The sequence below is a fragment of the Chryseobacterium sp. Mn2064 genome (genome assembly GCF_049319685.1).
Classification (GTDB): Bacteria; Bacteroidota; Bacteroidia; order Flavobacteriales; family Weeksellaceae; genus Chryseobacterium.
The window spans coordinates 74484-100990 of record NZ_JBMOUE010000007.1 but is presented as its reverse complement, the minus strand read 5'-3'; the positions used below and the strand labels follow the sequence as shown (position 1 = coordinate 100990).

At 37.6% G+C, this 26507-nt stretch carries 17 protein-coding genes; 13 read left to right on the top strand and 4 right to left on the bottom strand.

The annotated features are described in order from the left end of the window. Positions 1-7 precede the first annotated feature (7 nt). Genes ACL9RH_RS21215 through ACL9RH_RS21200 form a run of 4 tightly spaced genes read left to right on the top strand, consistent with a single transcriptional unit; the run spans position 8 to position 7507 of the window. Entirely contained in the window at positions 8-1270 is a 1263-nt protein-coding gene (locus tag ACL9RH_RS21215; RefSeq protein ID WP_422695332.1) for an NHLP bacteriocin system secretion protein, read from the top strand. Between the two features lie 16 nt (positions 1271-1286). Further along, complete coding sequence (locus tag ACL9RH_RS21210; RefSeq protein ID WP_422695331.1) at positions 1287-3479, top strand: NHLP family bacteriocin export ABC transporter peptidase/permease/ATPase subunit; 2193 nt, start codon at positions 1287-1289, stop codon at positions 3477-3479. An 11-nt stretch (positions 3480-3490) separates the two neighbouring features. Beyond that, positions 3491-6400 (top strand): NHLP bacteriocin export ABC transporter permease/ATPase subunit, encoded by a 2910-nt coding sequence (locus tag ACL9RH_RS21205; protein ID WP_422695330.1) that lies wholly within the window; start codon positions 3491-3493, stop codon positions 6398-6400. Between the two features lie 24 nt (positions 6401-6424). Then, on the top strand, positions 6425-7507 hold the full coding sequence (locus ACL9RH_RS21200; RefSeq protein WP_422695329.1) for a DUF7005 family protein: 1083 nt from the start codon (positions 6425-6427) through the stop codon (positions 7505-7507). 4 nt (positions 7508-7511) lie between these two features. Here the strand turns inward: ACL9RH_RS21200 and ACL9RH_RS21195 are convergent, their stop codons facing one another. The 3 genes from ACL9RH_RS21195 to ACL9RH_RS21185 all read right to left on the bottom strand — a co-directional run bounded on the left by ACL9RH_RS21195 (position 7512) and on the right by ACL9RH_RS21185 (position 11161). Further along, positions 7512-8258, bottom strand: a complete 747-nt coding sequence (locus ACL9RH_RS21195; RefSeq protein WP_422695328.1) for a ThiF family adenylyltransferase — start codon at positions 8256-8258, stop codon at positions 7512-7514. Between the two features lie 155 nt (positions 8259-8413). Then, positions 8414-10348, bottom strand: coding sequence for a hypothetical protein (locus ACL9RH_RS21190; protein WP_422695327.1), 1935 nt, complete (start codon positions 10346-10348; stop codon positions 8414-8416). A 192-nt stretch (positions 10349-10540) separates the two neighbouring features. Beyond that, a complete protein-coding gene (locus ACL9RH_RS21185) occupies positions 10541-11161 on the bottom strand; it encodes a helix-turn-helix domain-containing protein (protein WP_422695326.1) in 621 nt (206 codons plus the stop codon). A 121-nt stretch (positions 11162-11282) separates the two neighbouring features. Here ACL9RH_RS21185 and ACL9RH_RS21180 point away from each other — a divergent pair, with 121 nt between their 5' ends. From ACL9RH_RS21180 to ACL9RH_RS21140, 9 genes are all read left to right on the top strand, one after another. Then, entirely contained in the window at positions 11283-11678 is a 396-nt protein-coding gene (locus ACL9RH_RS21180) for a molecular chaperone Tir (protein ID WP_422695325.1), read from the top strand. A 19-nt stretch (positions 11679-11697) separates the two neighbouring features. Continuing rightward, positions 11698-12399: a PspA/IM30 family protein gene (locus ACL9RH_RS21175; RefSeq protein WP_422695324.1), complete on the top strand. Its 702-nt coding sequence runs from the start codon at positions 11698-11700 to the stop codon at positions 12397-12399. Positions 12400-12402: 3 nt separating this feature from the next. Beyond that, positions 12403-13059 carry a hypothetical protein gene (locus ACL9RH_RS21170; RefSeq protein WP_422695323.1) on the top strand — a complete coding sequence of 219 codons (657 nt, stop codon included), beginning with the start codon at positions 12403-12405 and terminating at the stop codon, positions 13057-13059. Positions 13060-13184: 125 nt separating this feature from the next. Next, entirely contained in the window at positions 13185-15206 is a 2022-nt protein-coding gene (locus ACL9RH_RS21165; protein ID WP_422695322.1) for a flotillin family protein, read from the top strand. A 138-nt stretch (positions 15207-15344) separates the two neighbouring features. Then, complete coding sequence (locus ACL9RH_RS21160) at positions 15345-20150, top strand: DNA repair ATPase (protein WP_422695321.1); 4806 nt, start codon at positions 15345-15347, stop codon at positions 20148-20150. Positions 20151-20375: 225 nt separating this feature from the next. Continuing rightward, complete coding sequence (locus ACL9RH_RS21155; protein ID WP_422695320.1) at positions 20376-21776, top strand: T9SS type A sorting domain-containing protein; 1401 nt, start codon at positions 20376-20378, stop codon at positions 21774-21776. 206 nt (positions 21777-21982) lie between these two features. Then, positions 21983-22351, top strand: coding sequence for a hypothetical protein (locus tag ACL9RH_RS21150; protein WP_422695319.1), 369 nt, complete (start codon positions 21983-21985; stop codon positions 22349-22351). 39 nt (positions 22352-22390) lie between these two features. Beyond that, positions 22391-23806: a PLP-dependent aminotransferase family protein gene (locus ACL9RH_RS21145; protein WP_422695318.1), complete on the top strand. Its 1416-nt coding sequence runs from the start codon at positions 22391-22393 to the stop codon at positions 23804-23806. A 14-nt stretch (positions 23807-23820) separates the two neighbouring features. Next, positions 23821-24306: a GNAT family N-acetyltransferase gene (locus ACL9RH_RS21140; protein WP_422695317.1), complete on the top strand. Its 486-nt coding sequence runs from the start codon at positions 23821-23823 to the stop codon at positions 24304-24306. Between the two features lie 72 nt (positions 24307-24378). Here ACL9RH_RS21140 and ACL9RH_RS21135 read toward each other — a convergent pair whose 3' ends face one another. Further along, on the bottom strand, positions 24379-26232 hold the full coding sequence (locus ACL9RH_RS21135) for an alkaline phosphatase family protein (RefSeq protein ID WP_422695316.1): 1854 nt from the start codon (positions 26230-26232) through the stop codon (positions 24379-24381). Positions 26233-26507 lie beyond the last annotated feature (275 nt).

Sequence of the window (26507 nt, the reverse complement as noted above, 5' to 3'; positions counted from 1 at the left end):
AAAAACTATGTCAGCAGGTTTTTTTAGAAAAGAAGCATTAGAAAAACTATCTACTCCTGAAAAATTAGATCAGTTAATAAAAGTAACGGGCCCCAAAGCATGGATCGCCCTTTTTACCATTTTTATAGCATTAGGAACAGGGATTGGCTGGGCAATATTAGGAACCGTAAAAACGAAACTGGATGCCGTTGGGGTAGTATTGGGAGGAGAGGTACATGAAGTAGTTGCCACCTCACAGGGACAGCTCATCAAACTCAATGTTTCCTTAGGAGATCAGGTGAAAGAAGGAGATATTATTGCTACCATTCAGCAGCCTGAGCTTTATCAGCAGATTGAAGATGCAAAAGCGGTTTTGTCTGACAGAAAATTTGAAATGGGAAAACTCATGGCATATGGGAGCCAGGGCAGTCAATTGGAAGGAAAACTTATCAGCCAAAACAGAGTCAGCATACAAGGCGAAATAGAAGCAGAAAAAAAGAAAATGGCATTTCTCTATAACCAGTTGGAATCCGAAAATAACTTACTAAACAAAGGGCTTATTGTTAAATCACAAGTCGCTGGAACAAAACAGCAGATTGATGCATCAAAAAATATAATCGAAAGATTAAAAGGCCAATTGGCCGAAGCATCCAGTCAGCAACACAACTTAGGTTTTGATCTGCAGCAGAAAATAACCCTGCAGAATCAACGTATCTCCGAAGCCGAAAGAAACCTTCAGTTCCTATCTGAAAAATATGAAATACAGAATAAAATAAAAAGTCCCTATGATGGAGAAGTTGTAGAAGTTCTCACCGATGCAGGCGGAGTAGTAGTTGCAGGAACTCCATTATTCAAATTGAAAGATAAAGGAGCACAAAAACTGACAAGTTTAAAAGGAGTTCTTTATATCCCTTCTCAGGATGGTAAGAAAATAAAAAAAGGAATGGAAGCCTTCGTTGTTCCGTCTACCGTACAACCTCAGGAATATGGTTTTATAGAAGGACAGGTAACCTATGTTTCAGATTTTCCTATTACCCAGCAAGGGATGCTGACTTCTGTGAAAAATGATCAGCTGGCCAAAGGACTATTGGCTTCAGGACCTTTGTTTGAAGTTCATGTAGAGTTTAAAAGAGATGCGCACTCGTATAGCGGTTACAAATGGACATCTGCGAAAGGTCCCAATATTTCCATTAAGGAAGGAACCTCATGCAATGGCAAGATTACGATTAAACAGGAGCCGCCGGCAACAATTGTTGTTCCTGCATTTAAAAAATTCTTTGATCTGTACTAACCATAGTCTGCTAAAGATGGAAAAGAAGAAAAGTTATGTCATCGATAAACAGGCCAGGCCTGTAAGAGTACCTACAGTTCTGCAAATGGAAAGTGTAGAATGTGGTGCTGCAGCATTAAGTATTATTTTAGGTCACTTTGGAAAATTTGTTCCATTGGAAAAGCTGAGAATTGCATGTGGAGTTTCCAGGGACGGATTAAAAGCAACCAATATCATAAAAGCGGCAAAAGAATTTGGACTTGAAGCTAAAGGCTATGCCAGATCTATTGAAAAACTGATGCAGAACCCAACGCCATCCATCATTTTCTGGAATTTTAATCACTTTCTTGTTCTGGAAGGATTTACAAAAAATAAAGTATACCTAAGTGATCCCGCACAAGGCAGATATCAGGTTACTTATGACGAATTTGACGAAGCTTATACAGGGGTGGTTCTTACCTTTAAAACAACCGAAGCTTTTGAAAAAGGAAACGAAAAAAGAGGACTTATGGCTTCTTTGGCTGCAAGAATCTCCAATTCCAAATTAAGTATTATTTACCTGATATTGGCCAGTCTTTTTTTGGTCATTCCGGGATTGGTTATTCCTTCATTTATTAAAATTTTTATAGATAAATACCTTATTAATGGCTATTCGGGTTTTGTCATGCCCTTACTGCTCATTATGGGAGCTGTTTTCTTGGTCAACTCGCTTCTTGTTTATATTCAGCAATACTATCTGTTGAAACTCGAAACAAAGCTTGCTCTTACTACTTCCAGTAAATTTCTTTGGCATGTATTTCACCTGCCCATTGCCTTTTTTACACAGCGTTATAGCGGAGAAATAGGAAATAGAGTATCTCTCAATGATAAAGTTGCCAGACTGCTGAGCGGAGACCTTGCCAACGCAGCGCTCAATATCATTGTTGTTATTTTTTATGCCTTTTTAATGTTTTCCTATGACATCCCTTTGACACTGATAGGAATAGGAATGGCCGTGATCAATGTTATCGTGCTAAGGTATGTTTCAACAGCAAGAAAAGATGGAAACCGACGTCTGAGTAATGAAACCGGAAAATTATTAGGAACAACTACCTCAGGAATCAGTATGATAGAAACACTGAAAGCTTCCGGAAGAGAAAATGATTTCTTCACCAATTGGATAGGATACTTGGCTAAAGTAATGAATGCTCAGCAGGAGCTAGGATGGCTTACCATTAGGCTGAACGCAATACCGCCACTTATTACTTCCCTGACAACAACATTGATTTTAGGAATAGGAGCATTACGAATCATGAATGGAGAAATGACACTTGGAGCATTGGTTGCTTTCACGTATCTGATGAGTAACTTCATATCCCCAGTCAATCAGTTGGTTTCTGTAGGCGCTCTCCTCCACGAAACAGAAAGTGATATGAACAGAATAGATGATGTAATGAATTACGAAGTGGATGACCAGTTTCAGGAAGATACAACTGAAAAATCAAAACCTGCAGAAGAATATGAAAGTAGATTGGTAGGATATTTTGAAATGAAGGATGTAACTTTTGGATACAATAGTACAATGCCTGCTTTGATAGAAAACTTCAATTTAAAATTAAAACCGGGCAGCAGAGTAGCTTTGGTAGGAGGTTCTGGAAGCGGAAAGTCAACCGTTGCAAAAATAGCCTCAGGTTTATACAGACCCTGGAGCGGTGAAATTTTATTTGACGGAAAAAATAGAGAAGAAATCCCCAGAAATATCATTACCGAATCATTAGCCGTCATTGATCAGGAAGTGCTCATTTTCAACGGTACAATCAAAGAAAATATTTCTTTCTGGGACTCTACCATTTCTGATAAAAGTATTATTCAATCAGCAAGAGATGCTGCTATTCATGACGTAATTGCCGCGAGAAATGACGCTTATGACAGCTCTGTTCTGGAAGGTGGTTCGAACTTCAGTGGCGGACAACGCCAACGGCTAGAAATTGCAAGAGCATTGGCTGTAAATCCTTCTATTCTCGTGATGGATGAGGCAACCAGCGCATTGGACCCTACTGCGGAAAAAATAGTCATGGATAACATCAAAAAAAGAGGGTGTACCTGCCTGATTGTTGCCCACAGGTTGAGTACTATTATAGATTGTGATGAAATCATCGTCATGGAGTACGGAAAAATCGTAGAAAGAGGAACGCATCAGGAACTTATGAAGCTCAATGGAGTCTACTCCAGATTAATTGAAACAAAATAAAACCTTAAGCCATGTCTGTAAAAGAAAAAATATTCATAAATGTTGAGAATCCTTTTACCCTGAACGAGACAGACAAATTCTGGATGGTACTTTCAGGTGAGGTAAATGTGTTTTATACCAAAATAGATGCTGATGGTAACTATCTCATACCCTTAAAGCATTTTTATACCCTACAAAAGGGAGAAATTCTATTCAGTTTACTCACAGAAGAACATACAGAAAACACCAGGCTTATTGCATTTTCAAGTGATGCGAAACTGCTAACCATTGATAAAAGCAAGCTCCTTGAGATGGATCATTTCTTCCTGAAAAATATGATGAACCAATGGATCTCAAAAACGACATCCGTAGTAAGCAGCATCAACAGTCCAAGAGTCTATAAATCATTGGATGACTATAAAATAACTCCTTTAGAAAAAGATACCATTGCTTTTCCATCAAGCGGAATCAATTGGGTACAGATTCTGAAAGGGGAAGTTAATATTTATGCAGAAAGTACAAATATCAATTATGATAAACTTCCCGATTTTCTTACTCCAGTATCCAATAAACTTTGGATAAAATCTTTAGATAATGATACGGAGGTTAAGGTGATGAGTACACGGGAAGTTCTTCAGGAGGATGTCTACTTTCTACTCTCCTTAAAAAAGCTTGAAGAATACTTTTACAGCCGGCTTAATAAAATTATTGATACTCAGAAACAGGAAGAAAGCAGACACTTTCAGGAAAAGAGAATCATTGAAGAAGAAAGCATAAGAAGTACTTTACAGAAAATAAGATCCATTGTGGCAGGCAATGAAGAACGTATGTATACGGAAGCTTCTCATACTTCTCAGAAGAAAAATACCTTGTTTTCTACGTGCAGATTGATAGGAGAACAGTCAGGATTCAAAATGGATGAACCCAAACACATAGAATCTTACGAAAACAGTATGACCAATCAGTTGTACGCGATAGCAAAAAGCTCCAAAATACGCATCAGAAAAATTATTTTAAGAGGGATATGGTGGAAGGAAGAAAACGGACATTTATTGGCCTTTACCAGAAAAGATAATCTTCCGGTTGCTTTACTTCAAATAAAATCAGATAGTTATGTCCTGAAAAACCTGTCGACCGGAGAAGAAGTTCTGGTCAATGATGAGGTTGCAGATACACTGGAGCCTATTGGATATATGTTTTTCTCTGGATTTGACGTGAAGATGACTTCCCTCAAAAAAGTAGCAGGCTTTGCGATAAGAGGTGTTAAAAAAGATGCTAAGTTTTTGATCCTAGCAGCTTTATCTGGAAGTCTGATAGGTCTGTTGGTACCAATTCTGGCAGGAATGATGTATGATGACGTTATCCCTACAGCAGACAGATCACTTCATACAGAAGTATTTGTCATTATGCTGATGATTGGTCTGGTAACAGCCGGGCTGCATTTGGCCCAAGGAGTTTTGCAGCAAAGAGTAGAAACAAAATCCAGTATTAATTTACAGGCCGGAGTGATGGATCATATGCTGAGGCTGCCTGTTACCTTTTATAAAAGATTCAGCGCAGGAGACCTTACCAACAGAGTTTTAAGCATCAATGCTATTCGTCAGATTGTTTCAAGTACTTTGATGACAGCAGTGCTGAGTGGAGCATTTTCATTTGTGAACCTTGTTCTTCTTTTCTACTATCAATCTCAGTTAGCATGGATTGGAGTGGGGTTAGGAGGAGCAGCGGTTGTTTTTATGATTACTATAGGTTGGCTAAAACTTAAATATGATAGGCAAGTTTCTAAATATCAGGGAGAAATACAAGGGTTCCTTTTTGAATTTCTATCCGGGATTTCCAAAATAAGAATAACAGGAGGAGAAAGAAGAGTTTTTACTTTGTGGGCAGATAAATTTTCAAGACTGAAAAAATTAGGATTCAGCTCCGGAAGCTATCAGAATTTTGTGGAAACATTTAATGCATCATATCCGCTGTTGACAAACATTTTTTTCTTTTCCTTTCTGTATTATACGGTTCTTAATTCGGATAAGATGACAACGATGCTTACAGTAGGTGCTTTTATGGCATTCATCACTGCATTTAACCAGTTTCTGAATGACAGCCTTAGATTAAGTATGGCTTTAATAACTTCGCTTAATGTAGTCACTCTTTATGAGAGGGTAAAACCTATTTTAGAAGAAGAAACAGAGTCTGCAGACCAGAGCGTAGATCCGGGAGAACTTGCAGGAGATATTGAAATGAATTCCGTTTCTTTCAGGTATAATGAAGATCAACCATTAGTACTGAATAATGTGACTTTCAAAATCAAACCTGGCGAGATGGTTGCTTTTGTAGGCGCTTCAGGATCGGGAAAATCTACCATCATGAGATTGCTTTTAGGATTTGAACATCCTGAAGTAGGATCTATTTATTTTGATGGAGATTCTTTCGATTCTATGAACAAAGAACTGGTGAGAAGACAAATTGGAGTCGTTCTGCAAAATGGATCTTTGATGTCCGGAAGTATCTATCAGAATATTGTCGGAAATTCAGAACTTACATTAGACGATGCTTGGGAAGCAGCCCGCATGGCAGGTATGGAGGAAGATATCAGACAAATGCCTATGGAAATGCACACCGTAATCAGCGAAGGAGCCGGAACTTTCTCAGGAGGACAACGACAACGACTTATGATTGCCAGAGCTATTGTTCATAAGCCAAGATTATTATTCATGGATGAAGCAACCAGCGCGCTGGATAACAGAACTCAGAATATCGTTTCAGAAAGCCTGGATAAACTTCAGGCAACCCGTATTATCATTGCTCATAGATTAAGTACTATTAAGAACGCAGACCGTATCTACGTTATGGACAAAGGAACAATCGTAGAAACAGGAACATATGATGAACTTATGGAATTGGATGGCCTTTTCTCTCAATTGGCAAAAAGACAGATTGCATAATTCTAAAATATAAACATTACCCAATTGAAATATAACCAGGAACTTGAGTCATATCTTCAGAATAAATTTTCTTTAGAGGCGATTGCTACAATCACTTCTGAAGAAAATTTTTCTATTCGATTTTGGGAAGATTATCTGCTTTCGTCTGGCAAAAACGGATTTCAAATATTACAGGATTTTTATCCTCAATTGTACTTTCCCGTACAAACAGAAATCAATAAAACAGAGCATTACATCAATGCTGTTTTAAAAGGTAAAGATTCATATGAAACCCTTCAGGAAAATATTCAATTAAATGACAAAGAGTGTGTTACAATCAAAGTGTATGATAGTGTTGCAGGAGCCATCCCAGTAATATCCATCAATGATTGTGAAGATTTTTCAACCTTTGTACAGTGTTTTCTTCATAAAAACAACCCGGTGCCAGTCCCTCAGTCTATGGGAGCATTTTTAGCCAATGGAATCAATAATTGGGCAAGAATTCATGATTTAAAAGAAAAATGGACCAGAAATAATCCTTTTGGAAACTGGAACACAGAATTTTCCCAAAACATTCTTCCCCATCCCGAAATGTATAAAGACAAAATAATTGTCTTAAGTGCAAAACCTTACAGCAATGTTCCGGCAGATAAATTAGGCCTTTCTGGCGCTGAATGGAGAGCATATTCCTATACCATACGACTGGAACACGAATGTACCCATCTTTATACTTTAAAAAAATATGGCAAAGCATCTAATAATCTGCATGATGAGCTTATAGCAGACTATATAGGAATATGCAAAGCTTTCGGGAAATATAATAAAGAATGGATGCTTGCTTTTATGGGGCTTGAAGATTATCCTCAATATAGAAAAGGAGCCAGGCTGGAGAATTATCTCAATAATCAAGTCTCTGAAGAGAACTTTCAAGATATAACCCATATCATCAGAAGTGCCATTGAAACCATAGCCCATTTTGATAACGAATTAGGTACCATACAATCCGATAGAGATCAAATGGCAAGAATAGAAACCCTTTGTGAAACAGATATCATTGATATAGCCTCCGGCAGAGGAGGCTATATGCTAATGACGAAATATAATGAAAAGGAGATAACAATGGGATAAACGATTAATCAATAGTCGTTAAATAAAATTCAGGAAACTTCTTGATAGGCTTTCCGGTAGCAATATCAAATGCTATTTTTACACAGCTTGCCGCTCCCAAAGAAGAAGCAATAGACAATTGTGGCGGAGGAAGCTGTTTATTTTCGTTGAGGTATTCTTCAACGATATCTTCTAGCCATTTCTGAGGATGTCCCCAGTATCTCATATGGCTCGAAACATACTGTACCACACTTACTTCATTGAACTTTTCTTCCTCTTTTTTCAAAGAATCCAGCCCCATGCTTTCAGAAATCACCATTACTAAAGCTCCCCAACCCAGATTATAGGGATGGAGTACGGGAATACTTTTTTCCTGACATATTTTATCAAAAACAATAGGAATATCAGTAGAAAAATCCAGTGCATTGATGGCAATGTGATGTTCCCCAATGATCTCAGATACATTGCCTTCATTAATGAATTCACTGTGGAATCTGATATTGGCATTTGGATTAATGCTTTTCAGTCGGTGATAAAGAGTTTCTGCCTTATAAGAAGAAATGTCCTGGTGTGTATAATTTTGTCTGTTGAGGTTAGAATGCTCAATGGTATCACCATCTACAAGGGTAATATTCTCAAAACCAAAACGTAAAGCGCACTCCGCGATATTGCTTCCAATGCCGCATCCTGCAAGGAGAATAGAAAAGTCTTTAATCTTATTCTGCTCTTCTTCTTTTACGTATAATCGGTTTCGAGAATATTGTTCTTTCATCGTTAATAGTTTAGATACAAAAATAGAAGTATGCTTAATAAGTAGAACTACACAAAAGTTTAGTTTTTAGAAAGTGTGCGAAAAAAGAATGAAATATTGAAGGCCGTTGAAAATTAAAAAGCTCCTCCAAATAATATGGAAAAGCTTTTATTCTATCATTTTTTGTCTTCGGAAGGCAAATCTTTGAGCAGTTTTTTATCTTCAAGATCCTTCAGAACCTTTTCAATAGCCAATTCTGCCATCTGTTTTGCCAGAATACCTTTAAAGAGCTTATAATTGGTTTTTAGATACCATTTTGCAGCCTTTTGTTTGGTGCGGTCCCACCAGTTCTTCTTATAATATTGGTCCAAGATTTTCTGAACGGCAGGATACTCTTTTGCTTCTTTTGCAAACATAGATCCGGTCGCAAGTACCTCAATCATTTTTTCAATCCTGTTTTCCAGCTTTGGCTGAAGTTTAATAAGATTTTCAGTATTAAATTCCGGCCATTTATTAACTGTTCTTCTGATAGGATTTCTGGTTTTCCTGTTCAGTTCGTTGAGATCGGGAATGATAGGAAGAAATACCTTTTTCGTACGGGGATCTTTATATTTTAGCTTTTCAATCATTTCAGGGGTCCAGCTTCTGTGAATATAATGTACATTTCCATTGTCAGGATCATATTCAAAAGAAAAATAGATCTTAAAAAAGTTTTTAGAATTGTTTCTGCCCAGGAAGAAATCATGATGCCTGAAATTAATATCCAGAAAACCTCCGAAGGCAAATACCGAAGAACATGCAATGGCATTATCCTCCTGCTTACCACGGGCACGATTTCTTACTGGGAAAACTTCTCCGATTAAATACTTTCCCGTATTAAAATTGACAATTTCTCTCCTTTTAAGTCTGGATTGATCCATTAAAGTTCCCAAAAGCGATGGAATCACAGAGATAATATCTTCAGGTTGCTTGTAGTCGTCCGTAAAAATATGATCCGGGAAAGGGTCAATCATGATCATTCCGAAACGGTCATCTTTATAATCCCATTCTCCATCGGTTTTTTCTTTTGAAGGATCTTTGTGCCCATAACGTTCTTTCAGAATTGTAAGAACTTCTCCAATAGGTTCATTGTTGATCACCCCACCATCTACTCCCACAAATTGAAAGGGATCCGGAACATCTTTAAGCTCAATGGAATTATCATTTTTTATAGAAGGATTCATCGTATTATGAAGAAGCTTCTTGGAGTTGTTCTTAATATATTCAGTAGTAAACTGACGATCAAAAAATTTTCTGAAGCCGAGCCCAATAGGAAACGCTCCCGTTGCAATAGTTGCCAGTTTTAGACGGTCAACATCCTGCTGATTGCCTCCATAAGGGGTAAAAGGAAGATAAAAATCTTTATGTAAAGGATTGTTTTCGTCATAATCAAGCTTGAAATGAGAAAGGACAAAATGATCGAAGGTATTATAACTTGGATAAACTTTTGGATGCGTTTGATTCTTTCTGATTTTCCCCAAAGGAGTGGCAAAATCTATCGTAAGAGGAACACTTCTGAGCATTGTCTGAGAAAGAAGAATTTCCAATTGGTCAGAGATATAGGACGGTTTTTTTCCGCTTTTCCGCTTGTTTTTAAATGCATTATCGCAAATTTTGTCAATAAAGTTGGAATTAAGAAGTGACGTTATTTTCTCATCATTCAAATCATCCAGAGAAAGTGCTTTTTCAAATACTTTTTCAGGATCGTTTTCCTGATCATTCATGAGTACCCAGCTGTCATAGAGAAGATTCTCTTTTAAAGAAGTTGGGCTTTCAGGATCAGTTACTGGGTTTATTTTCCCATTCATTGCATAAATGGCTGACATTACCGTGGTCATTCCCCCGGCAGAAGCTCCTCCCATTGCGTCTATAACAACATTGTGCTTAGGAACATACTGGAGAATTTCAGGATCCCAACCTTCCGGTAGTTTTCCCTGCTTGGCTTCTTCCCAAAGCTGAAGAATTTCGAAAAGATAGTCCATGACACCTGCTGTATAGCAGCCTGCAGATACCGCTCCTGCCATAGTGATGCCTATGTGGAAGGTATTGTCTTGTGTTGATGAGTTTTCCATGGTATATGATTGTTCTTGTTTTTTTCTATAAAATCATACGACAAAACCCTCCTTCATCTATAGTTTTAAAATAATATGATCACTTTTTATTCTAAAGTGTTACCATGGCGAAATTAGGATAATTTCAGAACAAATGAAATTACCCTTTTGGGGAATAAAATGTTTTTTTGTATTAGAGAAATTGTGGAAACGCTATATTCTATTTTCAAGATTTTCCAGTCTTGCGAAAATGTCGGTAAAAATATTCTTTTCGCTTGTCGAAACATATCCTACAATTTTATAGAATACCTGATCTTCTGTATTCTTAAGTTGAACTTCTGAAGCATACTGAAGATTTCCATCGGTAAGAATAAGCAGTTTGGTAGCAGCATCTTTTGTAAGATCAGAGGTATTCAGAAAAAGAATATCCCCGTAATGATGTTGGGATAAGAGTTTCTTTTCCGGGGTAAATTCGTATACCAAATTTACAGATGCTAATATTTTTTGCAACACAGCTACGTTTGGATCAGAATTTTCGGTAATCGTTTTTGTTTCCTGGCTATTTTGAATGGCCAATTCTGGAAAAAGCATCAGTTGATCGATATCTGAAACACTTACCAACTGATTCACCTGTAGAGTTTCCGTTAGTAATTTATCCAAATTAAGATTAAAATGATTGGCAACCTTTAGTATTGTTTCTATTTTCGGTTCTGCGCGCCCTTCTTCATAAGAGCTTATTACTCCTCTGTTTAAATCAAATAAATCAGCAAAAGCCTTTTGGCTTAGTCCTTTTACCTGTCTTATTTTCTTAATATTCGTTCCAAAGAAGCTCATTTTGTCTAATCTTTTTTGCAAAGATAGAGAATCTGAAATAAATAATTGCTAATAATATTTGCAATTTGGAAATATTATGCTATATTTGTGTGGAAGAATTATGAACACAAAACCAGCCATCATGAAAAATCAAATATTCAGAACAGTCAAAGACTGGTTGTTAGATTACGAGTTTAACATCACGTTGGAAGATGAAGCTCAGAGAATCCTTATTATTGAGAAAGAATCCAACGGGATAAAAAATATGATCCTTATAATATCAGATTCTATTCTGATTATGGAACAATTCCTTTTTGAAATCAAAAATCCATCCGAAAAAACATTCCTGAGACTGCTTCAGAAAAACAGAGATATTGTTCACGGAGCTTTTGTTCTGGATGGTACCGGGAGACGGGTTATTTTCAGAGATACCCTCCCCACTGATAATATGGCACAGAACGAGGTGATGGCTTCCATCAACTCACTGGGAATTCTGGTAGGAGAATTTACCAACGAAATGCTTGAAATGAGTAAGTAATTCACAAAAGATATTTAAAATGAACATTTTTAAAAGATTGTTAACAATCGGAAAAGCAGAGATCCATTCTGTGATCGACAACTTTGAGGACCCCATCAATTTAACAGAACAGGGAATCCGTGAAATGAAAGAACAGCTTTCAAAAAGTATTGAAGCACTGGCACAGCTGAAAGCATTGGCAATCCGTAAAAAGAATGAAGCCGAAACGGAAGAGCAATTTGCAAAAGATTACTACAACAAAGCCGTTGTTATCGTTCAGAAAGCAGAAAAAGGAGAAGTGGAAACCTCAGATGCAGACCGCTTAGCCAAAGAAGCATTGAAAAGACATACTTCTTCGCAGGAAAAAGCATCAGATCTACAGAAAGAATCTGAAAAGCTCTATGGAGATTGTGATAAGATGCAGGGAAATATCAACCACCTGAAATCAAGCATTGCCAAATGGGAAAACGAATTGAAAACCCTTAAAGCAAGAGTGCAGGTAAGCGAAGCGACGAAAGATATTAACCAGCAAATGACTCAGATGGACAACGGAAGCACTGTTAGCATGCTTGAGAAACTAAAAGACAGAGTAATACAGCAGGAAGCTCTCGCAGAAGCCTATTCTGACCTTTCAAGATCCGGAAAGACCATTGATGAGGAAATTGATGCCATGGTCAATAATAAGGATTCTGAAGCAGAAGCCGCTTTGAACAGATTAAAAGAAACACTTAAAAAAGGCTAATATATGACCTTTCAGGAATTTTTAAATGTAGCATTCTCACCGGTAAATACAATACTGACCGTTTTGCTTGGACTTTCGGTGATCTATTGGCTGTTTACCATTCTTACCGGTTTGGATATTGATGTGGGAATCCATTCCGATCTGGATACAGATGCAGATATTGATGCTCCGGATGGTCATTTTCATCCTTCAGATCACGATCCTTCCGCATGGATGCATTTTCTGAAATTTCTGAATCTGGACATCGTTCCGGTGACCTATTTTCTTACCCTTTCGTTATTGGTTACCTGGTTGGGATCATTTTATCTCAACTATTTTATCAAATTGCCAACGTGGGCCGGAATATTGGCCATATTTCCCTTGATGATTGGAGGAATGCTGATCACAAAAATTGTTCTGAAGCCCCTCAATCCTTTTTTTAAAGAAATTAATCATAAAGGAGAATTGTCTTATGCCTTTTTGGGAAGAGAAGGACGCCTGAAATCAACCATTCAGGATGACAAAATAGGAATGATGGAAGTCTTTATCGGAAGCGATCCCATGACGCTGATGGTGAGAAGTAAAGACGGAAGCAGACTGGAACACGGAACGCATGTTATGATTGTAGATGAAGAGCCGGAGAAAAGAATTTATTACGTTCAAAAATCAATGAGATACTAAGAGCCAAAACTAATAACCATGATAACTCTTTTTCTGATTATGCTGAACTACATCCTTGGGGTACTTTCCCAATATTTTTAAAATAAAAAAACACATTTATATATAAACTATAAACTTATAAAACTATGAACTTACCTTTAATTGCTGGAATTATGATTGTTGCAGTAGCATCAATCGGATTGATTTTCTGGATTTTATCAATGTATAAAAAAACCGTTCAGGGAATCGTTATTTTGAGAACTGGTTATGGAGGTACCAAAGTCTTCTTCAATGCTGGTATTGTGATCCCAATCATCCACCGCATGGAATCTATGGATATCTCCGTGAAAAAGCTGGAAATCTCAAGAGAAGGAAGAGCGGGACTGATCTGTAAAGACAATATGAGAGCAGATATTCAGGTTGCCTTCTTCATCCGTGTCAATAAATCGGTAGATGATATTGTGAATGTAGGACAAACCATTGGTTGTCAGAGAGCCTCTGATGCTCAAACGCTTAGAGAGCTTTTTGAAGCTAAGTTTTCAGAAGCTTTGAAAACCGTAGGAAAGAAATTTGATTTCACAGAACTATACGAGGCTAGAAGTGAATTTCGTCAGGAAATTTTAGATATCATCGGAACAGATCTTAACGGATATGTGCTGGATGACTGTGCGATTGATTACTTGGAGCAAACTTCTATCGATAAGCTAGATAAAGATAATATCCTCGATTCTGAAGGGATTAAAAAAATCACTGAACTTACTGCCACACAAAACATTAAAGCCAATCAGGTTCGTCGTGATGAAGAGAAAACCATCACCAAACAGAATGTAGAAGCCCGTGAAGCCATTCTGGAACTGGAAAAACAATTAGCTGAAAAAGAAGAATCTCAGAAAAGAGAAGTGGCCAATATCAAAGCCCGCGAAAATGCTGAAATCCTAAAAGTAGAAGAAGAAGAGCGCCTGAGATACGAAACAGTACGCATCGCTACAGAAGAAAAACTGCAGATTGCAGAAGAGAATAAACTTCGTCAGGTAGTCATTGCTGCTAAAAATAAAGAACGTGCAGACCTTGTTGAAACAGAAAGAGTATTAAAAGACAAAGCCCTTGAAGCAACCGAAAGAGAAAGAATCGTTTCTCTCGCACAGATTGAAAAAGAAAAAGCAATAGAATTAGAGAAGAAAAGCATTCAGGATGCGATCCGTGAGCGTTTAACCATGGAGAAAACAGTGGTGGAAGAGCAGCAGGGAATTAAAGATCTTGAAGCTTTCAAAACAGCAGAAAGAAATAAGCAGGTTGAAATCACGGTAGCTACTCAGGAAGCAGAAAAAAAACTGATCGAAGAAACCAGAGCTGCAGAATCCCGAAGACTATCAGCAGAAAAAGATGCTCAGAAATACGTTATTGAAGCTCAGGCTAAAAGAGATGCCGCAGAAAAAGAAGCCGAAGCACGTAAGATCATTGCAGATGCAAAAGCTAAAGAAGAAGCAACAGTAGGGTTATCCGAAGCTCAGGTAATGCATGCCAAAGCAGATGCTGCAGAAAGACAGGGAACCGCAGAAGCCGTTGTCATAGAGAAAAAAGCAGACGCCATTAAAAAAGAAGGAATTGCTCAGGCAGAAGTCATCAAAGAAAAAGCATTGGCAGAAGCAGCCGGAATCAACGAGAAAGCTGAAGCCATGAAAAAACTGAATGATGCCGGAAAAGACCACGAAGAATTCCGTCTTCAGTTGGCCAAAGAAAAAGATGTGGAACTGGCCCAGATTGCTATTCAGAAAGATATCGCAGAAGCGCAGTCTTTGGTACTGGCAGAAGCATTCAAATCTGCAAAAATTGATATCGTGGGAGGAGATAACACCTTCTTTGATAACGTAATCCGCCAGGTTTCTGCAGGAAAAGGTCTGGACAAATTCATCAGCCACAGCGAAAATGCACAGATTGTAAAAGAAAGCCTTCTTGGAGAGGGTGAAAATATCATCGGAAAAGTGATGGGAATGGTAGATAAATACAAAATTTCCTCCGAAGATATCAAGAATATGAGCATTGCCTCTCTGATCTTCAAACTGAACGGAGTTGCCAACCAACAGGAAAGAGGACTGCTTGAAAGGGCTCTGGATATGGCTAAACATCTGGGAGTAGAGCACAAACCGGTGAACAATAACCATGTTTAATACAAGCGTTCTTTAGGAACATTTAAACCTTATAGGCTTCCAAAACCTATAAGGTTTAGACTAAAAAATTTTCAAAGTACCACAAGTTATATAAAGACCTGCTGTCTCACAGCAGTCATGACAACCTAAATAAAAACGATGTCAGAACAACTTAATTCAGGAACTTACGAAATTATTCAGAACCGTTTGAATGAGCAGAAGAATGATCTGATTCAGAGACTTCAGCAGCTTAATGAGAACCGTAAAAATATATTTGGCGGAGTAGATTTTTCATTGATCGCCAATGAGAGAATTTCCACAGATCACAACTGCATTGCCAAGGATATTTATTCTTTGGGAGACCAGTTGATATTTGGTTCCAACGCTCATCTCGGTTTACAGACGGAAATCAATATTTCGGACGTTTTCTCAATCTATAAAATCAATAATGATCGCTTTGAGCCTCAGGATTATACCTTAATCAACGATGAGGTTTTTATTGATGAATTTAAAAACCTTTACAAATACTACAGAAACACTTTCTTTGCCAGATTTACCTTTACCGAGAACTATCTCTATATGGTTTTTCAGCTTTCAGAAAGTACAACAGATATCAAAGCCTTCAAATGGCTGATTAAAGACAATCAGCTCATCTATGTAGATTCCAGAAGTGCTTCAGAAACCTCATATCCTCAGCAACATGGCTTTGTATGGACAAAAGCTACCAGAGATATGCAGCGGTCCGGAAAACATCCTCATGTTTCTTTAGCCGATAAAGTTTTTGTAGAGAGTATTGGCGGAGATATTACCATCAAAGTAGAAGATAATACAGATACCGGGAAAGGGATCTATTCTGAAGATGTCATTCATAAAGATCAGAACCTGGACGATGCAGAGATTCATTTCTGCGATTTGGATAATCTCGTTTTGTTTAAGATAAAACCTTATCAGGAAACAGAGCGTTACTTCATTTATAATCACAAAGAAAAGACCGTCTCCAGAGCAGATGCCCTTAAATATTCAGGAGTATTGCTTCCCGAAAATCAAGGAGTATTGTTTTCCAACGGATATGCCCTTCAGACAGGTGGTTTGAAGGTAATCTCTCAGGACCAAAACAGACTGTACTATCTGAAAACAGTCAACGAACCCAACGGAGAGAATTTCCTCTATGTTTTCTATGATGATAAAACCAATAATTATCAGCTGATTTCCTACAATATCATCACTCAGACGATAGAAACACCCATCCGTTGCAGTGGATTTACCTTTTTGAACGACGGAAAGCTGATCTATCTCAGAGAAAGCATCGAAACAACCAAACATCACCTTGCCCAAATTTGGCAAACTCCTTTTTCAAAAGAATTGGCTCCTAATATTGAAAAAGCCGATAATCTGTTGTACAAAATAGGAAACAAAGACATCGTGCGCGTCATGGCAGAAAGCCAGGAACTGATCACACTTCTGAATAAAAAAGATTCCTACAGCGGTTTATACGACGATATTGTAAAGCTTTCCACCTTTATTCTGGATACCTATTATTTTCTTGGGGAAAATGAAGTTGAGAAGCTGGATCAGCCTTTAAAAGAAATCAGAGCCATTGCCCACTCCGCAATCAATGAATATGAAAAGGTAGTAGAGCAAAGGAAAAACACTGAAGAAGCTTTAGAAAAAATAAAACATAACTGTGATAAAATTCTGGATGATACCAAAAGGCTTCACTATTCCCAACTAACAGAATATATCGATGCCCTTTCACAGATCAGAGTTTTGAGAGGTGAAGTTACGGGGGCCAGAGAGCTCAAGTATGCAGATACAACCTTGTTGGACACGATGGAAATCTCTCTCGCGGATCGATATACCGAACTTTCCAATGCCTGTGTAGAATTTTTGCTTCAGGAAGGAGCTCTATTGCCGTATGAAGATAAAGCGCAGAAGATATCAGAAGATATTATCGTTTTACAAAAAGCCGTGGATGCAAAGTCTATTGAAGAAAATATCAATATTCTCTCGGGCCAGCTGGAATTGTTGGTAGATATCGTCAACAATCTTAAAATAGAAGATACCTCCCAATCTACTCAGATTATTGAAAATATTTCCCTGATTTTTGCCAGACTCAACCAGGAAAGGCTGGAGCTCAGTAAAAGAAAGAGAGAGATTTCAGGAAAAGAGCTTGCTTCAGACTTTCAGGCGCAGATTACCCTGTTCGATCAGGCAGTGATCAATTTCCTTGAACTTTCCCAGACTCCTGAGAAATGTGATGAATATCTGACCAAACTTTCCATTCAATTGGAAGAAATGGAGACAAAATTTATCGATTTTGAAGAGTTTATTCAACAGATAGGAACCAAAAGAGAAGAAGTTTATGGGCACTTTCAGAATAAAAGAGTTCAGCTTACCGAGGCCAGAAACAAAAGAACACAAAACCTTTTTGATGCCGCTCAGAGAATCCTAAAATCTGTACAGACTAAAGCAGAATCTTTTGACTCTGAAAATGAGATCAATGGATATTTTGCTTCCGATCTTATGGTAGATAAAGTAAGAGATTTTTCAAGGCAATTGGCAGAGCTTGAAGACTCCGCTAAATCTGAAGAAATTCAGACTCTTTTGAAAACCCAGCAGCAGGAATCTGTAAGAAAACTCAAAGATAAAAAAGAAATCTATGCTGATGGTGAAAGTATCATTGCCTTAGGCGATTACAAATTTACAGTCAATCAGCAGAAGTTGGATCTTACTCTGGTTCTTAGAAATGCACAGTATTATTACCATCTTACAGGAACAAGCTTTTACGAGCCTCTGAACTTCAATGCAGCAGATGAATTCAAAGAAGTATGGAACCAGGAATTTGTCTCAGAAAATACAAAAGTGAAAAGATTTGAATACCTGGCCTGGAATGTCTTCTCTACCCATAAAGATGTTGCAACAGAGCATCAGAATGAACTGGCGGTACAGCAATTTACTGCAGAACATTTTGGAGAAGGGTTGGTAAAAGGAATTCATGATATAGATGCACAGAGCATTGTCACAAAGCTTCAGCAGATGCATAATGAACTTGGACTGATGAGGTTTACGGCACAGGAGAGAACGTTGGCACAGCTTTTCTGGTTCTTCTTGGAAGATGACAGGAAAGACTATTACAACAAACAATTTGAAGCCGCATCAATCATTGCTCAATCATTTACCGTAAAACAGGGATTTGAATACCTGAATACTGTACTGGCAGAAGAAATGAAAGCTTTTGCATCGATGCATAATATTTTTACTGAGACAGATTGTATCAATGCAGCAATGTACCTGAAACAGGAAGACAAAAACAACTTTCTGATCTCAGAAAAAGCGGCTGCTTTGCATGAATTGTTTTTAAAAGAACTCAAAGAAAAAGGGAAAGATCTCGATTTTATCAGCCAAATTCAAGCTATATACTCATACCCTTCAGCGTGTTACCATATCGTAGAGGGCGCTCTGAAGGCATTTGATCCTAAAGCAGAAAAAGAAATCATCTTTGAAGTGGCAGGATTTATCATTACTCAGAAGTTTGATCCGAAAAATATCAAAACCATCTCTTACGAAGTAACCATAAAAGATCTGAAGTCTCTAGAAAAAGACACAGAATACAATCTTAACTATTTTGAATTCACTACCAGATTAAATCATTTCAATACGGTTACTGTTCAAAAATATAAGCATTTACAGGAACTGAAATACAGCTGGGTGAATGATAAAAAGAAAGCTTTAAAACTGGAAACCTTTAAGCCACAGATATTGAGTTCATTTGTGAGGAATAAGCTTATTAATGATGTCTATTTCCCTTTAATAGGGGCCAATCTGGCAAAACAATTAGGAACAGCAGGATCAGAAAAGAGAACAGACCGAATGGGAATGCTTCTTCTTGTATCACCTCCAGGATACGGAAAAACAACCCTTATGGAATATATGGCTGAACGTATGGGATTGGTTTTCATGAAAATAAACGGTCCTTCATTAGGATATGATATTATCTCTACAGATCCGGCAGAAGCTAAAAATGCAGGCGCAAGACAGGAACTTGAAAAACTGAACCTTGCATTGGAAATGGGAGATAATGTGATGTTGTACCTTGATGATATTCAGCATTGTAACCCGGAATTCCTACAAAAATTTATCTCTCTTGCAGACGGACAGAGAAAAATAGAAGGGATCTACAACGGAGAAAGTAAGACCTATGATCTCCGCTCCAAAAGATTCTGTCTGGTGATGGCAGGAAATCCGTACACAGAAAACGGTGAGAAATTTAAAATACCGGATATGTTGGCGAACCGTTCAGATACCTACAATCTCGGAGAAATCTCAGGATCAAAAACAGATCTTTTTGATCTCAGTCTTATTGAAAATGCCCTGATGTCGAACGAATATCTGACAAGATTAATACAGCCGGGAATAGAAAATCTATATGAACTTTACCACTGTGTAATCACCGATAATCCTGCAGACAATCTGAAAGGAAACTTCAGTTCTAATGAAATTACAGATTTCAGAGCCGTGCTGCAAAATACCATTGCTGTAAGAAATATGGTGTTGAAGGTGAATAAAGAATATATCTCTTCTGCAGCAATGTCGGATGACTACAGAAATGAACCTCCGTTCAAACTTCAGGGATCCTACCGTAATATGAATAAACTGATTGCTCAGATTCAGCCTATTCTTAAAAAAGATGAAGTCACTCAAATTATTCTGAATCATTATCAGAACGAATCCCAAACTCTTACAACCGGAGCAGAAGCCAATATGTTGAAGTTGAAAGAACTGATAGGAATTCTTTCAGAAGAAGAGACAGAGCGTTGGAACGAAATCAAGAAAACCTTTGTAAAAAATAAAACCTTAAAAGGACTGGGTGAAAACGATAGAATGTCCCAGATTGTAGCCTTACTTGCTCAATTTGGTGATGGCCTTGAAGGCATCAAAGAAGCCCTGAAAAAAGCAGAACTATAACCATGAAACTTTAAATAGTTGCAGACAGGCTGTTTCCATAGTGGAATAGCCTGTTTTTATTGTGAGTAATATGATTTTCGAAATTAAAGATATTTCAAATTTCTGATTCAATATGTGTTTTTGTGCTAACATTGTTTTGTAATTGTTAATTATATTTTATTGATTTTCAATATGAATTGATATTTTTAATATATTTGGGATTAATAACCATGCAAAATATAAAACATGAGAAAAAAATATTTTTTCATAATGCTCTTCGGGGCCCTTCAATCTGTATATTCTCAAAAAACAGACTATTGCGTACAGGATATTTCAATTACTAACAGTACCATCTCAATGATTACAACCAACGGAGAAGTTTATAGTTGGGGAAATAATAACTATGGACAGGTGGGTATAGGCAATACCCAATCCCAAAATACTCCGTTGTTACGTCCTACCCCGGATTTTATTTCGGTTTATCATTCATTAAGTCATTCAATAGGATTAACCAATGGTGGAAAACTCTATGGTTGGGGGAGGAATATGCGAGGACAGGTAGGGGACGGAACCATTACAGAGCAATATTCGCCAATGCTAATTGGGACAGATTCCGACTGGAAAAAAGTTGTGGCAGGGCTGGCTCATACAGTTGCCTTGAAAAATAATGGAACATTGTGGGGCTGGGGAAATAATGCTGCCTGTGAGCTGAGTTCTACTTCTCCCAATCCATATCCGAATGAATATTTTACCCAACCTGCCCAATTAAGCAACGATACCAATTGGGTAGACATTGCTGCCGGTGGTTTCAGAACTTTTGCAATCAAAAGCAATGGAACCCTTTGGGCAAGAGGCAAAAATCACTCCAATAGCTTAGGACTTCCTTATGGTGAAAATACGTGTGTCACCAATTTTTCTCAACTGGGAACTGATACGAACTGGAAAAAAGTAATAACCTCTTCTGATGGTGATTTTACTCTCGCATTAAAAACAAACAACACCTTATGGGGTTGGGGCGATAATATAATGGGAGGGGTAGGCAATGGTGCGAGTGTATTGGTAGCAACTCCCGTACAAATAGGAACGGATACCTGGAAAGAAGTGGCTACAGGACAGACCTATTCCGTAGGTATTAAAAGTGACGGAACATTATGGCAATGGGGAAAAGGATGTATAAATCCATCTTCAAATGTAATTTATCCTGTTAACTCATTATCTCCGGTAATGGTAGGTAACGACACTGATTGGGTAAAAGTATATGCAGGACATTGTGTCTCAATTGCCCAAAAAGCAGATGGGTCTGTCTGGAGTTGGGGTGGCTATACAAATATCTGGAGCAGCAGTGGTGCGATTTCGTCCATGCAGCCTATTCTTTTGTTTCAATGTGCCAGAGCATCAACTTCGGAGGCAGATTATCAGTCATCAGACATCATTTTATATCCAAACCCTGCAATAGATACTCTTTCTTGGGCACAAAATATTGTGATTGAAAAGGTTACAATATATGATATGAGCGGTAGAATTGTTTCCTCACAGAACGTGCAAGGAAGTTCGGTTAACATTTCCAGCCTTACAGCAGGAACTTATATGATCAAACTTGAATCCAAAGAAAAACGAATTTATCATTCGAAATTTGTTAAAAAATAATCATAATTATTCCTTCAATTGATGATTTTATCAATGAATATCCAGATAAGCTGTTTCATAAGAGGCAGCTTATTTTTTTTATCATCCTGGGAATAAAAGTTGACTTTTTTGGTCTATCATTATCTGTACCCACAATATTGTATAGTTCTGTATCTGTGTCTTAATGAAAAGACTCCATAATTTTGTTTAGCTAAAGAAGAGATAATATGGAAACTATTGCACAACATCAGGAGCTTCTTCAATATTCTGAAGCCTATATTTCAGATATGTTGATGCTGAAAAATATTTTTCTACAGGACCAAAACGATAAGATCATAGACTCAAATTTTGGGCTCCCTTTCTTTCTGGCCAAAAAGAAAAATACGACTATTGCGTTTGCCAGTCTTACAGTTAATGAAAAGAATGAAATAAGTTTTAAAATTTATCATAAAAAAGGAGCATCAGAGACTGAGATGAGTAGTTTTTATGCCCAAACTTTAAGCTATTTTAAAAAGAATAATGCCCCTAATTTTAGAAATCCGGAACAATTGAAAAGCAGCATCAAAAGTATGATTTACTGGCTGAATTTTGAATAAAACAGGGATAAAATTGTACATTTACTAAAACCATCATTCATGTCTAAGGATGTTCTGTATCTTAAAATAGCCAACTCTGTCACAGAGCAGATCAAAAGCGAAACATTACAGTTTGGAGACAGGCTGCCTTCACTGAGAAGCGCCCAAAAACTATACAATGTAAGCCTCAATACCATCAAGCAGGCCTATATGGAGCTGGAAAGCCGATCTCTGGTAGAATCCCGTCCCAAATACGGATATTATGTAAGCCAGACATCCCAAAGAAAGCTGGCTCTTCCTTCTGTGGGTAAAATAAAAGATTCTGAAGGGAAAAATACACCACAGGACCTTATTGATAAAGTATTTGGAGTGATTGGAGGAACAGATATCACGCAGTTTGGGTTGGGAGTTCCGGGAAAAAGCCTTCTTCCGGTGGCAAAGATGAAAAAATGCATGATTGATGTAATCAAAAGGAAAGGTGACAGCGGAACAAACTATGAGCCGGTACAGGGAAACGAAATGCTTCGCCGCGAAATTGCCAAATGGTCTATTGTGATGGAAGGTAAGATTACAGAAGATGATCTTGTAATTACCTCTGGTGCAATGAATGCCGTTTACAACTGCTTAATGGCTGTTACGCAGCCGGGAGATTCAGTAGCAGTGGAAAGTCCTGTCTATTTCGGAATTCTTCAGGCAATTCAGTTATTGGGGTTGAAAGCGGTGGAAATTCCAACCCATCCTCTTACAGGAGTAGATTTGGATGCCTTAAAAAAGGTGCTTCCAAAGCTTTCTGCATGTTGTTTCGTTGTAAATTATAATAATCCACTGGGATTCCAGATGCCTGATGAGAACAAGAAAGAACTGGTAAAAATGCTCACTGAGTATAATGTTCCTCTTATTGAAGATGATGTTTACGGTAATATTTATTTCGGGGCAGCAAGGCCTAAACCATGTAAGTTTTATGATGAGGCAGGAATTGTAATGTGGACGGGATCTGTTTCCAAAACATTGGCACCCGGTTTTAGAGTAGGGTGGGTAGCTCCCGGGAAATTTAAAGAAAAGATCATTCGTCAGAAAATTGTTCAGACCGTTTCCGGGCCGTCTTTATTTTCAGATGTCATTGCAGATTTTCTTGCCCATGGGCGTTACGATCACCATTTGAGAATGTTCAGGAAAAAACTCTATGCCAATTATCTTCAGATTCAGAAGTCGGTCATTGATTATTTTCCGGACAATACTAAAATTTCAGAACCCAAAGGAGGCTTTATGCTATGGCTGGAGCTTGATAAAAGAATTTGCACAGAAGATCTTTACGATGAGGCCGTTAGCCAAAAAGTAAATTTTGCTCCCGGAAGAATGTTTTCGCAATACAATCAGTATCAAAACTGTATGCGATTGAACTATGCCTTGGAATGGACAGACCGCGTAGAAAGCGACCTTGAAAAGCTAGGTAAAATGATTAAAAACAGAATGTAATAAACTTTAATGTAATGAATGATATCAATAATGAAGTCAAGATAATAGCGTACGAACCTCAATATAAAGAAGCCTTTAAAAACCTCAATGAAGAATGGATCAAAACATTTTTTGTGATGGAACCTGGTGATTATAAGCTGTTGGATCATCCTGAGGAAGAGATTCTTGCGAAAGGTGGACATATTGCTTTTGCTTTATTGAACGGAGAAGTAGTAGGAACGTGTGCTTTGGTAAAAACAGAAGATCATCCTCTTACTTTTGAACTTTCAAAAATGGCGGTAAGTCCCAAAGCTCAGGGGAAAAAATTGGGCTATCTTCTGGGGAAGACTTTAGTAGAAAAAGCCAGAGATATGAAGGCAGAAAAAGTTTTTTTGGTGACCAATTCTATTCTTGTACCTGCGATAAAACTTTATGAAAAACTAGGCTTTCAACATACACCTGTAAGTCATGCAGACTACGATCGTGCAGATGTACAAATGGAGATCGACTTTCACCTTTAAAAAAAAGATATTAGAACTCGGATGGAAATCCTTGTTCTAATATCCAAATTAAAATCTAATTGCTTTACTATTTTACTTCTTGATAAATGTCTTTGTAAGTGATTTCGTGTTTCCGGTAATTTTAAGGAAATACATTCCTGCCGGGAGATTTTCAATATTCAGTTGTTCATCATAGTATCCTTGAGCAGATTTCAGATGGTACGTTGAAATAAGAGCTCCTTTTATATCAATGATTTCTGCTTTAATTTCTTTATTATCAGTAGTATATTGAATCGATATACTTGTTGATGCAGGGTTGGGGTATAAGTTAAAGTTTTCAGTCTTTGTTTTTACTTCTTTGGCAGACAAAACGTTGTTGGAGCACACAGGGATTCTGTTGATACCGTCAATTCCCCATGAAGACTGTACAGGAATACAAAGCCAGTTCAGTACCGTAGGAAAGTGATCTGTTTCTCTCGTTGTTGAGGTATAATCATACACTTTAAAATTATTCACTGTACCCGCATTATAAGTTGGAGACCCTGTAACTGTCATGTTATTTGCATTTGGACTGGAATCTGTCAATATATTTCCAGAAGTTTCATTACATCTCCAATTCGCCACCAACTGAGAATAGTAAGGATGTGAAGGAGTGATATCCTGATTGGCCCAATTCACGATCACATCGTTTGGAAGAGCAGATTTCCAGATTCTTACATCTTTATAAGAAGCTGCAAGATTGATCCCATAGGTATTTGTTCCATCCTGATTAAGCGTGAAAGGAAGCCCGGAATCAATATTCCCGATGGTATTCATTTTGGCAAAAGTAACCGGAACACCATCTTCATATAAAGTTACAAGACCATCTCTGTCAAAGCTGGCAGCAATATGTTTCCATTTATTCGTTTCCACTTTTCCGCCAACAAGATCTATTCTGTTAGTTCCATCGCCAATATTCATTTTAAAAGTCTGGCCGGAATATCCTGAGAAAACAAATCCTTTATTTTTTCCATTCGCCCAGTTTTTATTACTGATCATCACCGGATCACTGGAATAGGATGCATTAGGCTTTACCCAAAATTCAATGGTGAAATCCTGATTCGCTCCAAAATTAAAAGGGGTCTGATTTGCAGGCTTTGCATAAGTACCCGCCGGAAAGCTTAGCTGGTTAAACGTTTTATTGGATTCCAGCACTGTTTTACTGATCTGTTGTGGAGTAAACCCCGGATTGGAATATACGGTAAAAATATTTCTTTCTGTAAGGGCGCCTCCTCCATGAGAAGCTTCTACAGCTCCATGATCTGTTGTAAGAACCACCAGCCAGTCTTCATTATTATAAGAAGGTCTGTTTTTCATGGCTGTTACAATTTCTCCAATATAAGAATCCGTAGTCTGGATAGAAGAAACATATTGAGGAACCGTTGAAGCAAAGCCATAAGAGTGTCCTGCGTGATCTACATCATCAAAATCTACAAAAAGAATGTCAGGATTGTCGTTCTGCAAAGCACTTATTGCTGCATTTTTCACTGCAAGATCCGTTGCCAGATTACTTTTTACATCTGCATTGTTCACAATTTTATCGTTGATAGGTGACCAATGAGCGAGAGAAATTGTTTTTAAAGCAGGATTATAAGTCTCTGCTCTTGTTAAAAAGTCGGGATAATTTACGTAGTTCGGACTGGTGAAATTATTGTCCTGAACATTGTGCTTGGTATGCCATACACCGGTAAGCATGGTACTCCATCCGTTTCCGCTCCAGGTAGTGGCAGCACAAAGTCCGTCAATAGAGTAAATCGACTGACTGATAAGGTTTTGGATATTTGGAGTGGGGGTAGACATCATTACATCTGCACGGCATCCATCGATACCGATAAAAAGAACTTTTTTGGTCTGAGCTCCAAGGAAACAGCTCATTACAACAGCCATTGAGAATAGTTTTGTTTTCATAGGGAAAAAGAGTTTTTGAAAGTAGAAATGTTTACAAATAGTAATTTATTTTTAACTATTGTAAAATTAGTTTACTATTTGTAAACTTTCATGAACTGAAAGTTAATTAATTGATAATTAAAAAGTTCCAGAGAAAAGTTTAAAGATTAACCACAAAAGTCACAAAAGAGAATGACTTTATTTATTTTAAGTTGCATGCTTTACAAATATAAAGTTCACAATAGCATCGGAACTTCTCTGGTTTTGGCAAATGTTCAATCGAACGTACTATATTC

What these genes read in the sequence shown, in the direction of transcription:
- ACL9RH_RS21215 (WP_422695332.1), top strand. Translation starts at nt 8, where the DNA reads ATGTCAGCAGGTTTTTTTAGAAAAGAAGCATTAGAAAAACTATCTACT.
- ACL9RH_RS21210 (WP_422695331.1), top strand. Translation starts at nt 1,287, where the DNA reads ATGGAAAAGAAGAAAAGTTATGTCATCGATAAACAGGCCAGGCCTGTA.
- ACL9RH_RS21205 (WP_422695330.1), top strand. Translation starts at nt 3,491, where the DNA reads ATGTCTGTAAAAGAAAAAATATTCATAAATGTTGAGAATCCTTTTACC.
- ACL9RH_RS21195 (WP_422695328.1), bottom strand. Translation starts at nt 8,258, where the DNA reads ATGAAAGAACAATATTCTCGAAACCGATTATACGTAAAAGAAGAAGAG.
- ACL9RH_RS21190 (WP_422695327.1), bottom strand. Translation starts at nt 10,348, where the DNA reads ATGGAAAACTCATCAACACAAGACAATACCTTCCACATAGGCATCACT.
- ACL9RH_RS21185 (WP_422695326.1), bottom strand. Translation starts at nt 11,161, where the DNA reads ATGAGCTTCTTTGGAACGAATATTAAGAAAATAAGACAGGTAAAAGGA.
- ACL9RH_RS21180 (WP_422695325.1), top strand. Translation starts at nt 11,283, where the DNA reads ATGAAAAATCAAATATTCAGAACAGTCAAAGACTGGTTGTTAGATTAC.
- ACL9RH_RS21175 (WP_422695324.1), top strand. Translation starts at nt 11,698, where the DNA reads ATGAACATTTTTAAAAGATTGTTAACAATCGGAAAAGCAGAGATCCAT.
- ACL9RH_RS21170 (WP_422695323.1), top strand. Translation starts at nt 12,403, where the DNA reads ATGACCTTTCAGGAATTTTTAAATGTAGCATTCTCACCGGTAAATACA.
- ACL9RH_RS21165 (WP_422695322.1), top strand. Translation starts at nt 13,185, where the DNA reads ATGAACTTACCTTTAATTGCTGGAATTATGATTGTTGCAGTAGCATCA.
- ACL9RH_RS21160 (WP_422695321.1), top strand. Translation starts at nt 15,345, where the DNA reads ATGTCAGAACAACTTAATTCAGGAACTTACGAAATTATTCAGAACCGT.
- ACL9RH_RS21155 (WP_422695320.1), top strand. Translation starts at nt 20,376, where the DNA reads ATGAGAAAAAAATATTTTTTCATAATGCTCTTCGGGGCCCTTCAATCT.
- ACL9RH_RS21150 (WP_422695319.1), top strand. Translation starts at nt 21,983, where the DNA reads ATGGAAACTATTGCACAACATCAGGAGCTTCTTCAATATTCTGAAGCC.
- ACL9RH_RS21145 (WP_422695318.1), top strand. Translation starts at nt 22,391, where the DNA reads ATGTCTAAGGATGTTCTGTATCTTAAAATAGCCAACTCTGTCACAGAG.
- ACL9RH_RS21140 (WP_422695317.1), top strand. Translation starts at nt 23,821, where the DNA reads ATGAATGATATCAATAATGAAGTCAAGATAATAGCGTACGAACCTCAA.
- ACL9RH_RS21135 (WP_422695316.1), bottom strand. Translation starts at nt 26,232, where the DNA reads ATGAAAACAAAACTATTCTCAATGGCTGTTGTAATGAGCTGTTTCCTT.